Here is a 12,447-nt window from a genome sequence, read left to right as displayed (position 1 = left end):
GCGGCAGATGATCGAGCTCGTCGCAGCGGACGGACCCGACGTCGTCTGCCTGCAGGAAGTCCCCGTCTGGGCGCTGCCTCGACTCGACGACTGGTCGGGAATGCGCCGGTTCGACGTGATCACCCGGCCGCCGCTGTGGCCGGGGCCGTTCTCGAAGTGGGTCACCCGCGCACACCAGGGCTTCTTCCGCTCAGGGCTCGCGGGCCAGGCGAACGCGATCCTCGTCGCTCCGCGCCACGCGGCGACGGATCTCGGGCACGAGCGGATCTCCGAGCACGGACGCGAGCGGCGGCTCGTCCACGCGGTCCGGATCGCGGGGACGGACGGGGTGACCGTCGCAAACCTCCATGCGTCGAACGACCATGCCCACCCCGACGTGCCCCGTGCAGAGACCGAGCGCGCTGCGGCGTTCGCCGAGCGCGCCGCGACCCCGGGGGACGTTGTGGTGCTCGCGGGGGACTTCAACGTCGTCGACCCACAGCTCCGCGCGTACTCGGCTCCGAGCGACGGCATCGATCACGTGCTCGTGCGCGGCGCCGTGCCCGACTCGGTCGCACCCTGGCCCCTCGAGCGACGCGTGCAGAATGGCGTCGTGCTCTCCGACCATCCCGTCGTCGAGGCACGCCTCCGGATCGGTGGTGCATGACCTTCGCGGACGCGCGCAAGCTCTTTCCCGTCCTCGAGACGATCGCATACCTGAACGCGGGCACCTTCGGCCCCCTTGCGGAGCCCGTCGCGCGCGCGCAGGCGGAGTCGCTCGAGCACGACCTCGTTCGCGGCCGGAGCGGGCTGGACTACTTCGAGGAGACGATGGCGCTCAGGGCGGAGCTACGTGGTGCGTTCGCGTCACTCGTCGGCGCGGACGTCGAGCAGGTCGCGTTGACCGGTTCGACGAGCGACGGCTGCGCCATCGTGCTCCGCGGGCTCGGGCTCGAGCCCGGCGACGAGATCGTCACGACGACGGACGAGCACTTCGGCCTACTCGGGCCGGTCGGCGCCTCGGGCGTCACCGTCGTCGTGGTCGAGCCCGACCCGGAGGCGATCCTCGCGGCCGTCAGCCCTCGGACGCGGTTGATCGCGACGTCGCAGGTGCTCTGGACGACGGGTGCCGTCCTCCCACTCGCCGAGGTGCGCGAGCGCAGCGGCGTTCCGGTGCTCGCCGACGGGGCACAGTCGGTCGGGGCGGTTCCGTCGACCTCTGCCGGTGTCGACTTCCTCACGATCTCGGGCCAGAAGTGGCTCTGCGGCCCGGACGCCACGGGCGCGCTCGTCGTCACGGATCCCGCGCGCCTCGCCGTCACGTCGCCGTCGTACTTCGCGCAGGCGAGCCATCGGCCCGACGGGACGTACGAGCCGCAGGACGGCGCGCGTCGGTTCGAGGCCGGCTGGTGGTCGCAGGCCTCGCTGCGAGGGATGCTGGCGGCCCTCGAGTTGCGACCAGCCTGGTGGTTCGAGCGCGCCTGGGACGCCGCCGAGCGCTGCCGGGAGCTGCTGCTGCCGCGGGTCGAGGTTCTCACGCCTCCGGTCCGCTCGACGCTCGTCGCCTTCCGGCCCGGGGACGAGGAGCCGGCGGCCCTCGTATCCCGACTCTTCGCTGCGGGAGTCCACGTCCGCGAGCTGCCGGGCCGCGGGCTCGTCCGCGTCTCGTGCGGCTGGTGGACGAGCGACGAGGACCTCGACCGCCTCGCCGCCGCGCTCGACGGCTGACGCCGACGCCCAGCCGGCGGCGAGGACCGCGTTGGCTCAGGCCGCGTCGGCGGCGGTGCGGAGACCGAGCTCCGGGGCGATCGGCTGGAGCGCGGCGACGACGTTCGCGATGTGCTCGTCGAGCTCGAGCCCGAGGAGCTCTGCGCCGGCGTAGACCTCGTCACGGTGCACGCCTGCCGCGAAGGACGGCTGCTTCAGCTTCTTCCGCACGGACTTCGGCTCGAGCCCGTCGAGCCCGGCCGGCCGGACGAGCCCGCAGGCGTGGATGAATCCCGACAGCTCGTCGCAGGCGAAGAGCGTCTTCTCGAGCAGCGTCTCGCGCGGCAACGCGAGGTGCTCGGCATGGGAGAGCACGGCTCGGATCACGACCTCGGGATAGCCCTCCTCACGCAGGATCGGCGCGCCGTTCTGCGGATGCTCGTCGAGCGTGGGGTGGATCTCGTAGTCGAAATCGTGCAACAGCGCGACGGCCGACCAGAGCTCCTCGTCCTCGCCGAAGCGCTGCGCATAGCTGCGAACGGAGGCCTCGACGGCCAGGGCATGACGCAGGAGCGACTCGCTCTTCGTGTAGCGCGTCAGGGTCTCCCAGGCGTTGTCACGGGTGACCTCCACGGAGCCGGGTACGATACCGCCCCGCTATGCAGTCGTTCGTGATCGAGGGCGGACGTCCGCTGACGGGAACCATTCGCACGGCGGGCAACAAGAACGGCGCGCTGCCGATCCTGGCGGCGACCGTGCTCGCCTCGGGCCCCGTCGTGCTCACGAACGTCCCGAGGATCAGGGACGTCGAGACGATGGTCGACATCCTCGTCGATCTCGGCGCGAAGGCCGCATGGAGCGGCGCCAACGAGGTGACGGTCGATCCGACGTCCGTCACGAAGACGGCGCTCGACCCGGTCCTCGGCCGAGAGATCCGCGCGTCGTTCCTGCTCGCAGGCCCGCTCCTCGCCCGCTTCGGCCGTGCGACGGTGCCGCCGCCGGGAGGAGACGTGATCGGCCGGCGGCGCCTGGACACGCACATCCACGCGTTCATGGAGCTCGGTGTCGAGGTCGAGCTGAACGGCGCTTACGACTTGCGCACCAACGGGCTCAAGGGCAAGCGGATGTTCCTCGACGAGGCGTCGGTGATGGCGACCGAGAACGCCGTCATGGCCTCCGTCCTCGCGGAGGGCGAGACGATCGTCGGTCACGCTGCCTGCGAGCCGCACATCCAGGACCTTTGCCATTTCCTCGTCTCGCTCGGCGCCCAGATCGAGGGCATCGGCTCGAACATCCTCCGCGTCACGGGCGTCGACGAGCTCGCGGGCGGCAGCTACCGCATCCGCCCGGAGCACGTCGAGGTGGCGAGCTTCGCAGCGCTCGCCGCCACCACGGGTGGCGACGTCACGATCGAGGACGTCGAGCCCGACGACCTGATCTCCATCGTCCCGGCGTTCCGCAAGCTGGGAATCGCGCTCGAGGTGGGGGAGCGCTCGCTGCGCGTCCCGCCGCGCCAGGAGCTCCAGGTCGTCGACGACCTCGGTGACCAGATCCCCAAGATCGAGAGCGGCATCTGGCCCGCCTTTCCGGCCGACCTCACCTCGATCGCCGTTGTCGCGGCGACGCAGGCCAGAGGCACCGTCCTCGTGTTCGAGAAGATGTTCGAGAGCCGTCTGTTCTTCGTCGACAAGCTCGTCTCGATGGGCGCGAGGATCATCCTCTGCGACCCGCACCGCGTCGTCGTGACCGGGCCCGCGAAGCTCTACGGTCAGCGGCTCGAGAGTCCCGACATCCGCGCCGGAATGGCGATGGTGATCGCCGCGCTGTGCGCGGAGGGGAGGTCGAGCATCGGCAACATCGGCCAGATCGATCGGGGCTACGAGCGGATCGACGAACGGCTGCGGGGGTTGGGGGCGTCGATCGAGCGCGCCGAGCTGTGAGCGGGGCACGCGTCGTCGACGGGACCGGCGTGGCGAACGTCGCCACGGGCGTCCCCGTGCTCGACCACCTCCTCGGCGAGCTCGCGCGCGCGGCACGCTTCGACCTCGCTCTCGAGATCGACCCCGACGACCCCGAGGCGGAGGTCGACGCGGCCGGCACGGCGTTGGGACGCGCGATCGAGCCTCGGCTGTCCGTCGGGGCGCACGGCGAGGCGACGGTCCCCGCCGACGAGGCGCTCGCGATGGTCGTCGTGGAGCGCGTCGACCGCCCGCTCGTCGCGTCGAACGCCGACCTGACGGGCGCCGGCGGCCTCGGAACGGATCTTGCCGCGCGCTTCCTGGGCCGGCTTGCGGAGGAGGCGGGGCTCACGATCCACGTGCGCCTCATGGAGGGCGAGGACACCGGGCACGCGCTCGCGGCGATCTTCAAGGCGCTCGGCGTGGCGCTCGCCCGCGCGAGCCGCGTCGACATCTGAGGGAAGGAGAGGCATGGACAAGACCGTGATCCGCACCGAGGCAGCTCCCGCGCCGTTCCAGGGCGCGCCCTACAACCAGGCGATCGTCGCGGGCGATTTCGTCTTCGTCGCCGGCCAGCTCGGCCTCGCGCCGGGCGCCACCGAGATCTCCGGTGACATCGCAGCGCAGACGGGCCAGGCGCTCGCAAATCTCTCCGCCATTCTCGAGGCGGCAGGCAGCTCGCTGGAGAACCTCGTCAAGACGAGCGTCTTCCTCGTCGACCTCGCCGACTTCCAGGCGATGAACGAGGTCTACGCGAGCCGCGTGGGCGATCGTCCGCCGGCTCGATCGACGTTCCAGGTCGCGAAGCTGCCCTCCGGGGCGCTCGTGGAGATCGAGGCAATCGCGCATCTGTAGGACGCCGCCGCGGGAGCGGCGAGAATGCGCGCGTGTCGACCGCGACCCGCCGCTACATCAGCTCGCTCGGGCTCGACGCCTACGTCGTGGGCGGCGCGGTGCGTGACGAGCTGCTCGGGATCGAGCACTCCGACGAGGACTTCCTCGTCCCCGGCGTCGACCAGGCCGGGCTGCGCGCCGCCCTCGCGCCCCACGGGCGCGTCGAGGACATGGAGGTGCACGGCCAGCTCGTGGGTGTGCGCTTCTTCCCGCGCGACCGGACGATCCGCGAGCTGGCACCGGCGGGAATCGAGATCACGCCACCGAGGCGCGAGTCGAGCGTCGGCCCGGGTCATCGCGACTTCGAGATCGTCACCGACTCGTCCGTGTCGATCGCCGACGACATGGCGCGGAGAGACTTCACCGTGAACGCGATGGCGCGTCGGTTGGCGACCGATGAGCTCGTCGACCCGTTCGGGGGGCGCGCCCACCTCGAGCGGCGCGAGCTCCACACGGTCAGCCCGGAGAGCTTCCGCGAGGATCCGCTTCGGATCCTCCGCGGCCTGCGGCTTCTTTCACAGCTGTCGTTCACGCTGACGACCGACACGCTGGCGCAGATGCGCGCGGAGGCGCCCGGCCTTCGGCACGTCTCCGGCGAGCGCATCGGTGGCGGGGTCGACGCCGACGGCATGGGTGAGCTTTCGAAGCTCTTGCTCGGCAGGCGACCCGCCGACGCGCTGCGGCTCGCGCGCGACACGGGTGCGCTCGTGGAGTTCCTCCCCGAGTTCGCCGTGGTGATCGGGCACGACCTCGGCTCGGCCCGCCAGCCCGGCCCGCTCGAGGAGCACCTGTTCGAGGTCGTCCAGCGGACGGCCGAGCTCGACGCGGCGCTCGAGGTGCGCCTCTGCGCGCTGCTGCACGACGTCGGCAAGCCCGAGGCCGACCGCACCGGCGCCGACCACGCGCACCTGGGCGCCCGGATCGCAGGCGGGGTGCTCCGGCGGCTGCGCTATCCGAACGTCGTGCGCGAAGAGGTTCAGCGGCTCGTGGCGGGGCACGCGTTCTGGCTGGACGGCCCGATCGACGGTGTCTTCGCGCGCCGCTTCCTCGCCTCCCACGGCATCGACCGCGCGCGCCGGCTCCTGCTCCACAAACACGCCGACCTCGCTACGAAGCGCGTCGAGCCGTGGGAGCTCGAGCACCTCGCGGCTCTCGAGCGGCGCGTCGAGGAGGAGCGCGAGCGACCGCACCGGCTCTCGGACCTCGCAGTCGACGGCAACGATCTGCTCGCGGCCGGGTACCGCGAGGGGCCGGCGCTCGGCGCCGCGCTGGCGCGGCTGCTCGACCTCGTGATCGACGACCCTGCGGCCAACGCGCGGGAACGGCTGCTCGCGGAGGCGGCATCGTGGCTCTCCTGAACGCGACGGACGTCCGCGAGCGCTACCTCCGGCTGCGCGACGAGGCCGGCCCCGAGGTGACCGTGGTCGCGGCGACGAAGTACGTCCCGCTCGAGCAGCTCGGCGTCCTCGCCGAGGCCGGGGTCGAGGTGGTGGGTGAGAACCGCGCGCAGGATCTCGCCGCGAAGCACGCGCGTTACGGAGATGCGTTTCGCTGGCACTTCATCGGCCACCTCCAGTCGAACAAGGTGAGGGTCGTGAACCCGCTCTGCGAGCTCGTCCACTCGCTCGACTCGGAATCGGCGGCGCGGAAGCTGACCGTGCCCGCGCTGCTCGAGGTGAACCTCTCGGGCGAGGCATCGAAGTCCGGCGTCGCGCCCGAATCGGTCGGGTCATGGCTCGAGCGGTTCCCCGGAATCCGCGGCCTGATGACGATGCCCCCGCTCGCGGACGACCCCGAGGCCTCGCGGCCCGGATTCCGGCGACTCGCCGAGCTCGCGCGCGCGCACGGGCTCGCCGAGCTCTCGATGGGCACGTCGCAGGACTGGCGCGTCGCGGTCGAGGAGGGGGCGACGCTGATCCGGGTCGGCTCGACGCTGTTCGGCTGAGAGCCGGCGCTCGGGAGGGGTGTCGTCGTCGGGACGAGGGGCTACGATCCCGCCTGACATGGGGCTCGGCGACGTATGGAACCGAACGCTCGTCTACTTCGGGATCGCCGAGGACGAGGACTGGGACGAGGAGGTCACGACGACGAGCGAGGACCTCGAGCGCAACTACCGCCGCCGCGAGCGAGCCAACGTCCGCCGGCTCCCGCGGAGACGCGAGAACGAGTGGTCGGAGCCCGACAGCGTGTCCGAGGCCGACTCGGGCGCGGTGCCCGAGCGGTCGTCGACGTCGTCGCGCCGCTCGCGGCTCCGCGGCGTCGACAGCGCGTCGTCCCAGGCGCGCGTCCACCTCGTGCTGCCGCGCAGCTTCAACGACGCGCAGCAGATCGCCGACCGCTTCAAGGACTCCGTCCCGGTGATCCTGAACCTCCAGTCCGCGGACACCGAGCTTTCGAAGCGCCTCATCGACTTCGCGAGCGGTCTCACCTACGCACTCGACGGCAGCATGCAGCGCGTCGCGGACAAGGTTTTCCTCCTGACGCCGAAGAACGTCGAGGTCTCGGCCGAGGAGCGCGCCCGGGCGCTCGACCCGGCGGGCGGCTTCTTCAACCAGGCGTAGTTCTTCGACCCACACAGCGCAGAACCACCTCGGCGCGAAGGAACCACCCGAAAAGGGGAGAATGCAGGGCCGTGGGCGACGCGGGCGTCGGCTCGTTGCTGCTGGCCGACGTGGGAACGTCGGTCCAACGGTTCGTGTCCGTCTTCGTCGGCGTCTACGTCCTCTTGATCTTTGCCTACATCATCGCGTCGTGGATCCCCGGAGGAGGCTCGCCGACGCTCGAGCGCATCCGGCAGTTCCTCTACGACGTCTGCGAGCCGTACCTGCGGCTCTTCCGGCGCGTCATCCCGCCGCTCGGCCCGCTCGACCTGTCGCCGATCGCCGCCGTGTTCGCGCTCTACCTGCTGGGAATGCTCGTGAACGCTCTCATCGGCCGAGTTCTCTGAGGAAGGAGGGAAAGGATGTCCCTGACACCGGTGGAGGTTCGACATCTGGATCTGCGACGGGGGCTCTTCGGCTATCGCCGCTCGAGCGTCGAGCGGGCGATCGAGGACGTCGCCGACAGCTTTGAGACCGTCTGGCGCGAGCGCGCCGACCTGGGCGAGCGCGTCCACGTGCTCGAGGGCGAGGTCGCGCGTCACGTCGAGCTGGAGACGCTGCTTCGCTCGACGCTCGTCTCGGCAGAGAGAGCCGCCCAGGACATGAAGGAACAGGCGCGCCGGGAAGCCGACGTGATCGTCCAGGAGGCGAACGCGGAGAGCCGCCGCTTGCTGCGCGACGCGATCGCGGAGAAGGAGCAGCTGCTCGCGGAGACGCATCGCATCCGCACGATGATGCGGGCGGCGCTCGAGATCGTGTCCGACGGCCGTTCCGCGGAGGACGCGGCCGTCGAGCGCGAGGAGCCGGGCCCCGCCGAGCCCGCCGAGGCACGGATCGAGCGCCTCGCCGGATAGCCGACCACCCGCGCAACTATCCTTCCGGCGTGGGCCCGACCGCTTCCGTCCGGAACGCCACGGCGCGCGCGCGCGGCGCGACCAGACTTCGTATCCGCGTCGCGACCGGCGCGAGCTCGTCGGCGGTTGTTGGACGGCTCGGGGAGGCCTGGAAGGTGCGCGTCCGCTCCGCTCCCGAGCGCGGCCGGGCGAACGCCGAGGTCACGCGTGTGCTGGCGGACGCCCTCGGCCTCGCGCCGCGCGACGTCCGGGTCGTCGCCGGGCAGGCGTCTCGCGACAAGGTCGTCGAGGTCGACGGGATCTCGCTCGAGGACGCAGAGCGCAGGCTCGCCTCGCGAGAGGACCGCGCGTGACCGGCACGTACGACGATCGTCGGGCGGAGCTCCTCGCAATGCGGGGGCGCATCCTCGGCGCCGCGCACGACATCGTTCAGGACGACACCGACGACAGCGAGCTCTCGAGTGCCGCGGGCGACCAGCACCTCGCGGATCATGCGAGTGAGATGTTCGACCGCGAGGTCGACGAGTCGCTCGAGGAGAACGCCGAGGCGATCGTCCAGGAGATCGACGCGGCGCTGGGCCGGATCGATGACGGTACGTATGGGACGTGCCTCCGCTGCGGGAACCCGATCCCCGAGGAGCGGCTCCTAGCCGTGCCGTACGCGGTTCTGTGCGTGACGTGCAAGCGGGACGAGGAGCGCGCATGAGCAACGCTCGCCTTCGGCTCGCGTTCGTGCGGGAAACAGCGTGGGGAAACTCCCGGTTCGCCACACCGCTCCCCGCTCATCGGCCAACCGAGGTCGACCTATGAGCGAGCCGGCACGCGCCGAGCCGCCCCGCGCGCAGCTCGAGGTCCGTGTCGGCTCCGCGACGAACGCCTTGCAGCCGATCCCGGGCGCCTCGCGGTCACTTGCCGCGGGCAGCGTCCAGTGGATCGAGCTCGCGCTCGTCGCAGTCGCCGCGGCGTGCGCGGATCAGCTCACGAAAGCGCTCGTGTCGGGCCGTCTCGGGCTCGGAAACGCCGTGGACGTGCTCGGTCCCTTCACCATCCATCACGTCCGGAACACGGGCATCGCGTTCGGGCTGTTCGCCGACTCGACCTCGATCGTGATCGTCCTCACCGCGGTCGCGATCGGCACGCTCATCGTCTTCTTCGCGCGCTCGGGACGGCGGCATCCGCTCCTGCCCGTCGCCGTCGGCCTCGTGCTCGGCGGCAGCGCCTCGAACCTCGTCGACCGGCTCCGGCTCGGCTACGTGACGGACTTTCTCGACCTCGACTACTGGCCCGCGTTCAATCTCGCGGACACGTTCATCGTCGTCGGGGTCGGGCTGCTGTTCCTCTCGTTCGTGGCGGCCGACCGCTCGAGCGCCGCCGTTGGCACCTCACCGCTCTCGCGTTCCTGAGTCGGACGCGGGCAGGCGCCTCGACTCGGTCGTCGCCGAGGTCCCGGGAGTCGGGACACGAGCGCTCGCCGAGCGGCTCGTGAGCGCCGGCGCCGTCCTCGTCGACGGGCGGCCGCGACCGAAGAGCCATCGGCTCGCCGGGGGTGAGGAGCTGACCGTCGAGCTCCCGGAGGCGCGCGAGCTCCAGGCGGTGGAGCTCTCGCTCACGATCGTCCACGAGGACGAGCACCTGATCGTCGTCGACAAGCCTGCGGGCCTCGTCGTCCATCCCGCCGGGCCCGACGAGCGCCCGACGTTGGCGCACGGGCTGCTCGCGCTCGGCGCCGCCGGCGGCGACCCGGATCGGCCGGGCATCGTGCACCGCCTCGACCGCGACACCTCCGGACTGCTCGTCGTCGCACGCTCCGAAGAGGCGCACGAGAGCCTCACCCGGGCGATCCGCGACCGCGAGGTCGAGCGGCGCTACCTGGCGCTCGTCGTCGGCGAGCCCCGCTCCCGCACCGGGAGGATCACGGCGCCCATCGGCCGCGACCGGCGTGACCGGACGCGTCGCTCCCTCGACACGGAGACCCCGCGCGACGCCGTCACGTGGTTCGAGCTTCGCGAGCGCCTCGGCCGGAGGACGCTGCTCGAGGTACGGCTCGAGACCGGAAGAACCCATCAGATCCGCGTCCATCTCGAGGCGATCGGCCTGCCCGTCTCCGGCGACCCGGTCTACGGCGTTGCCGGGGACCTCGACCTCGGGCGCCAGTTCCTGCATGCGCACCGCCTGCGCTTCACGCACCCTCTCACCGGCGAGGACCTCGATCTCTCTGCGCCGCTGCCGGTGGATCTCGAGGCCGCGCTCGACCGGGCGCGCACGGCCTAACCGCTACCATTTCGCGCTCGGACCCGCCTACCCGGCGACGCCTCCGGACGGGGGTGCCGGCGCTCTCGAGCCCGGTTCCGTCCGCGCCCGCCGGTGCACCACTCCACAACCGAAAGGACGAGATCGTGGCAGTCGTCTCCATGAAGGAGCTGCTGGAGGCCGGAGTGCACTTCGGTCACCAGACGCGCCGCTGGAACCCGAAGATGAAGCGCTTCATCTTCGACGAGCGCGGCGGCATCTACATCATCGACCTCCAGCAGACGCAGGCGCTGCTGCAGGAGGCACACGACTTCGCACGCAACGTCGCCGAGCGCGGGGGGACGATCCTCTTCGTCGGCACGAAGAAGCAGGCGCAGGAGGCAATCGTGCGCGAGGCGACGCGCGTCGGCCAGCCGTACGTCGCGCACCGCTGGCTCGGCGGCCTTTTGACGAACTGGCGGACGATCGCCGACCGCATCTCCTACCTCCAGGAGCTCCGCCGCTTGAAGGAAGAGGGGCAGCTCGACCTGCTCCCCGCGAAGGAGCGCATCGCGATGGGCGGCGAGCTCGAGAAGCTGGAGGCGAACCTCGGCGGCGTCTCGACGATGAAGCGCCAGCCCGACGCCGTCTTCATCGTCGACCTGCGCAAGGAGCAGCTCGCTCTGCGCGAGGCACAGCGGCTCGGCCTGCCGGTGATCGCGCTCGTCGACACGAACTGCGATCCCGACGAGGTCACCTACGTCGTCCCGGGGAACGACGACGCGATCCGCTCGTGCTCCCTCGTGATCAAGGCGATCGCAGACGGGATCGCGGCCGCGAAGACGAAGGTGACCGAGGCGGAGCTCAGCGCGGCCGCTGCCGCGGCCCTCGCAGAAGGCGCCGCCGAGACAGCTCCGGCGCCCGACGCCGGCGAGGCGCCTGCAGCCGCCGACGATGCCGCCCCGGCCGCGGACACGGCGGAGAGCGCCGAGACCGCCGGCGAGGCGGTCGAGCCGGTCGGTGCGGAGAAGGGGGCGCAGCCATGACCGGCGTGACGGAGATCAGCGCCGGCCTCGTCAAGGAGCTCCGCGACCAGACGGGCGCCGGGATGATGGCCTGCAAGCAGGCGCTGCAGGAGACCGGCGGGGACCTCGAGGCTGCCCGCACGCTCCTGCGCGAGCGCGGGATGGCGGCAGCGGGCAAGCGCGCCGACCGCGCCACGACCGAGGGGCTCGTCGGCGTGATCGCCGGCGCGGATACGGCCTCGATCGTCGGCGTCGGCTGCGAGACGGAGCCCGTGTCGCGGAACGACGCGTTCCAGGCCTTTGCGGAGCGGATCCTCCGCGCCGTTCACGCGGACGGGCCCGCCGCGGTCGACGCGTTCGAGGGCGAGCGCACCGAGCTCATCGCGCAGCTCGGCGAGAACATCGTGATCGCAGGCGCTGACCGGCTCGAGGGCGGAACGCTTGCTGCCTACGTCCACCCACCAGCGAACAAGATCGGCGTCGTCGTGAAGCTGGAGGGCGGTTCGCCGGAGCTTGCGCGCCAGGTGGCGATGCACATCTCGTTCGCGGCGCCCCAGTACACCTCGCGCGACGACGTGCCGGCAGACGTGCTCGCCGCCGAGCGCCAGATCTACCTGAACTCGGACGAGGTGCAGTCGAAGCCGGAGCAGGCACGTGAGAAGATCGTCGACGGCATGCTGGCGAAGCGCTTCTTCGCGGCCGCTCCGGGCGGCGCCCTGCTCGAGCAGGCGTGGATCCACGACGCTTCCAAGACGGTCGGCGCCGCGGTCGAGGAGGCCGGGGCGAAGATCGTCGCGTTCGCGCGGGTCTCGGTCGCCGGCTCGTGAGCACCCGGTCGGAGGAGCTCGCGGAGCACCCGCCGCGGGTCGCTCCGGCGTTCCGCCGGGCGCTGCTCAAGCTGTCCGGAGAGAGCCTGATGGGCGATCGCGAATACGGCGTCGACCCGAAGACCGTGGCCTCGGTCGCCCGCGAGGTGCTCGCCGTGCAGGCGGCGGGCACAGAGATCGCGGTCGTCGTCGGCGGCGGAAACTTCTACCGCGGCATGAGCGCAGCGGCGGAGGGGATGGATCGCGCGACCGCCGACTACGCGGGCATGCTCGCCACGGTCCTTAATGCCCTCGCGCTCCAGGATGGTCTCGAGCGCCTGGGCGCACAGACGCGCGTCCAGTCCGCCGTCACGGTCTCGGAGGTCGCCGAGCCG

The 12,447-nt window shown here is 71.5% G+C and carries 17 protein-coding genes and 1 pseudogene; 17 read left to right on the top strand and 1 reads right to left on the bottom strand.

Annotated features, from left to right (window positions below; translation table 11 throughout):
- Nucleotides 1-7 precede the first annotated feature (7 nt).
- Nucleotides 8-646 (top strand): endonuclease/exonuclease/phosphatase family protein, encoded by a 639-nt coding sequence (locus VNM44_RS01340; RefSeq protein ID WP_325621819.1) that lies wholly within the window; start codon nt 8-10, stop codon nt 644-646.
- Nucleotides 643-1,707: an aminotransferase class V-fold PLP-dependent enzyme gene (locus VNM44_RS01335; protein WP_325621762.1), complete on the top strand. Its 1,065-nt coding sequence runs from the start codon at nt 643-645 to the stop codon at nt 1,705-1,707. The genes VNM44_RS01340 and VNM44_RS01335 overlap by 4 nt, the downstream gene beginning before the upstream one ends.
- A gap of 36 nt (nt 1,708-1,743) precedes the next feature.
- Here VNM44_RS01335 and VNM44_RS01330 read toward each other — a convergent pair whose 3' ends face one another.
- On the bottom strand, nt 1,744-2,319 hold the full coding sequence (locus tag VNM44_RS01330) for an HD domain-containing protein (RefSeq protein ID WP_325621760.1): 576 nt from the start codon (nt 2,317-2,319) through the stop codon (nt 1,744-1,746).
- A 26-nt stretch (nt 2,320-2,345) separates the two neighbouring features.
- Between VNM44_RS01330 and murA the strand changes: the two genes are divergently transcribed.
- The 15 genes and pseudogenes from murA to VNM44_RS01255 form a co-directional block, all read left to right on the top strand.
- Nucleotides 2,346-3,626: a UDP-N-acetylglucosamine 1-carboxyvinyltransferase gene (murA, locus tag VNM44_RS01325; RefSeq protein ID WP_325621758.1), complete on the top strand. Its 1,281-nt coding sequence runs from the start codon at nt 2,346-2,348 to the stop codon at nt 3,624-3,626.
- Entirely contained in the window at nt 3,623-4,102 is a 480-nt protein-coding gene (gene hisB / locus VNM44_RS01320) for a hypothetical protein (protein WP_325621756.1), read from the top strand. The genes murA and hisB overlap by 4 nt, the downstream gene beginning before the upstream one ends.
- A gap of 13 nt (nt 4,103-4,115) precedes the next feature.
- Entirely contained in the window at nt 4,116-4,499 is a 384-nt protein-coding gene (locus VNM44_RS01315) for a Rid family detoxifying hydrolase (protein ID WP_325621754.1), read from the top strand.
- A gap of 32 nt (nt 4,500-4,531) precedes the next feature.
- Nucleotides 4,532-5,896 carry a CCA tRNA nucleotidyltransferase gene (locus tag VNM44_RS01310; RefSeq protein ID WP_325621752.1) on the top strand — a complete coding sequence of 455 codons (1,365 nt, stop codon included), beginning with the start codon at nt 4,532-4,534 and terminating at the stop codon, nt 5,894-5,896.
- Nucleotides 5,884-6,483, top strand: a complete 600-nt coding sequence (locus VNM44_RS01305) for a YggS family pyridoxal phosphate enzyme (RefSeq protein ID WP_325621750.1) — start codon at nt 5,884-5,886, stop codon at nt 6,481-6,483. The genes VNM44_RS01310 and VNM44_RS01305 overlap by 13 nt, the downstream gene beginning before the upstream one ends.
- Nucleotides 6,484-6,541: 58 nt before the next feature.
- Entirely contained in the window at nt 6,542-7,099 is a 558-nt protein-coding gene (locus VNM44_RS01300; RefSeq protein ID WP_325621748.1) for a cell division protein SepF, read from the top strand.
- A 71-nt stretch (nt 7,100-7,170) separates the two neighbouring features.
- Nucleotides 7,171-7,485 (top strand): YggT family protein, encoded by a 315-nt coding sequence (locus VNM44_RS01295; protein ID WP_325621746.1) that lies wholly within the window; start codon nt 7,171-7,173, stop codon nt 7,483-7,485.
- 15 nt (nt 7,486-7,500) lie between these two features.
- The gene (locus VNM44_RS01290) at nt 7,501-7,992 is read left to right on the top strand and encodes a DivIVA domain-containing protein (protein ID WP_325621744.1); all 492 of its coding nucleotides are present in this window, start codon (nt 7,501-7,503) and stop codon (nt 7,990-7,992) included.
- 29 nt (nt 7,993-8,021) lie between these two features.
- Nucleotides 8,022-8,345, top strand: a complete 324-nt coding sequence (locus VNM44_RS01285; protein WP_325621742.1) for a DUF167 domain-containing protein — start codon at nt 8,022-8,024, stop codon at nt 8,343-8,345.
- Nucleotides 8,342-8,698, top strand: a complete 357-nt coding sequence (locus VNM44_RS01280) for a TraR/DksA family transcriptional regulator (protein WP_325621740.1) — start codon at nt 8,342-8,344, stop codon at nt 8,696-8,698. Before VNM44_RS01285 ends, VNM44_RS01280 begins: the two co-directional genes overlap by 4 nt.
- A gap of 100 nt (nt 8,699-8,798) precedes the next feature.
- On the top strand, nt 8,799-9,395 hold the full coding sequence (gene lspA, locus VNM44_RS01275; RefSeq protein WP_325621738.1) for a signal peptidase II: 597 nt from the start codon (nt 8,799-8,801) through the stop codon (nt 9,393-9,395).
- Nucleotides 9,367-10,263 (top strand): RluA family pseudouridine synthase, encoded by an 897-nt coding sequence (locus VNM44_RS01270; protein WP_325621736.1) that lies wholly within the window; start codon nt 9,367-9,369, stop codon nt 10,261-10,263. Before lspA ends, VNM44_RS01270 begins: the two co-directional genes overlap by 29 nt.
- A gap of 125 nt (nt 10,264-10,388) precedes the next feature.
- The gene (gene rpsB / locus VNM44_RS01265) at nt 10,389-11,267 is read left to right on the top strand and encodes a 30S ribosomal protein S2 (protein ID WP_325621734.1); all 879 of its coding nucleotides are present in this window, start codon (nt 10,389-10,391) and stop codon (nt 11,265-11,267) included.
- Entirely contained in the window at nt 11,264-12,073 is an 810-nt protein-coding gene (gene tsf, locus VNM44_RS01260; protein WP_325621732.1) for a translation elongation factor Ts, read from the top strand. Before rpsB ends, tsf begins: the two co-directional genes overlap by 4 nt.
- A pseudogene (locus tag VNM44_RS01255) lies at nt 12,070-12,447 on the top strand (hypothetical protein); the annotation flags it as partial. The gene tsf and the pseudogene VNM44_RS01255, both read left to right, overlap by 4 nt.

The organism is Gaiella sp. (genome assembly GCF_035558935.1).
Lineage (GTDB): Bacteria > Actinomycetota > Thermoleophilia > Gaiellales > Gaiellaceae > Gaiella.
The sequence above is the reverse complement of the archived record's forward strand: the minus strand, read 5'-3'. Positions and strand labels throughout refer to the sequence as shown.

Bases quoted from the DNA above. Each gene is read 5' to 3' on its own strand.
- VNM44_RS01340 (WP_325621819.1), top strand. From the start codon at position 8: ATGATCGAGCTCGTCGCAGCGGACGGACCCGACGTCGTCTGCCTGCAG.
- VNM44_RS01335 (WP_325621762.1), top strand. From the start codon at position 643: ATGACCTTCGCGGACGCGCGCAAGCTCTTTCCCGTCCTCGAGACGATC.
- murA (WP_325621758.1), top strand. From the start codon at position 2,346: ATGCAGTCGTTCGTGATCGAGGGCGGACGTCCGCTGACGGGAACCATT.
- VNM44_RS01315 (WP_325621754.1), top strand. From the start codon at position 4,116: ATGGACAAGACCGTGATCCGCACCGAGGCAGCTCCCGCGCCGTTCCAG.
- VNM44_RS01300 (WP_325621748.1), top strand. From the start codon at position 6,542: ATGGGGCTCGGCGACGTATGGAACCGAACGCTCGTCTACTTCGGGATC.
- VNM44_RS01290 (WP_325621744.1), top strand. From the start codon at position 7,501: ATGTCCCTGACACCGGTGGAGGTTCGACATCTGGATCTGCGACGGGGG.
- lspA (WP_325621738.1), top strand. From the start codon at position 8,799: ATGAGCGAGCCGGCACGCGCCGAGCCGCCCCGCGCGCAGCTCGAGGTC.
- tsf (WP_325621732.1), top strand. From the start codon at position 11,264: ATGACCGGCGTGACGGAGATCAGCGCCGGCCTCGTCAAGGAGCTCCGC.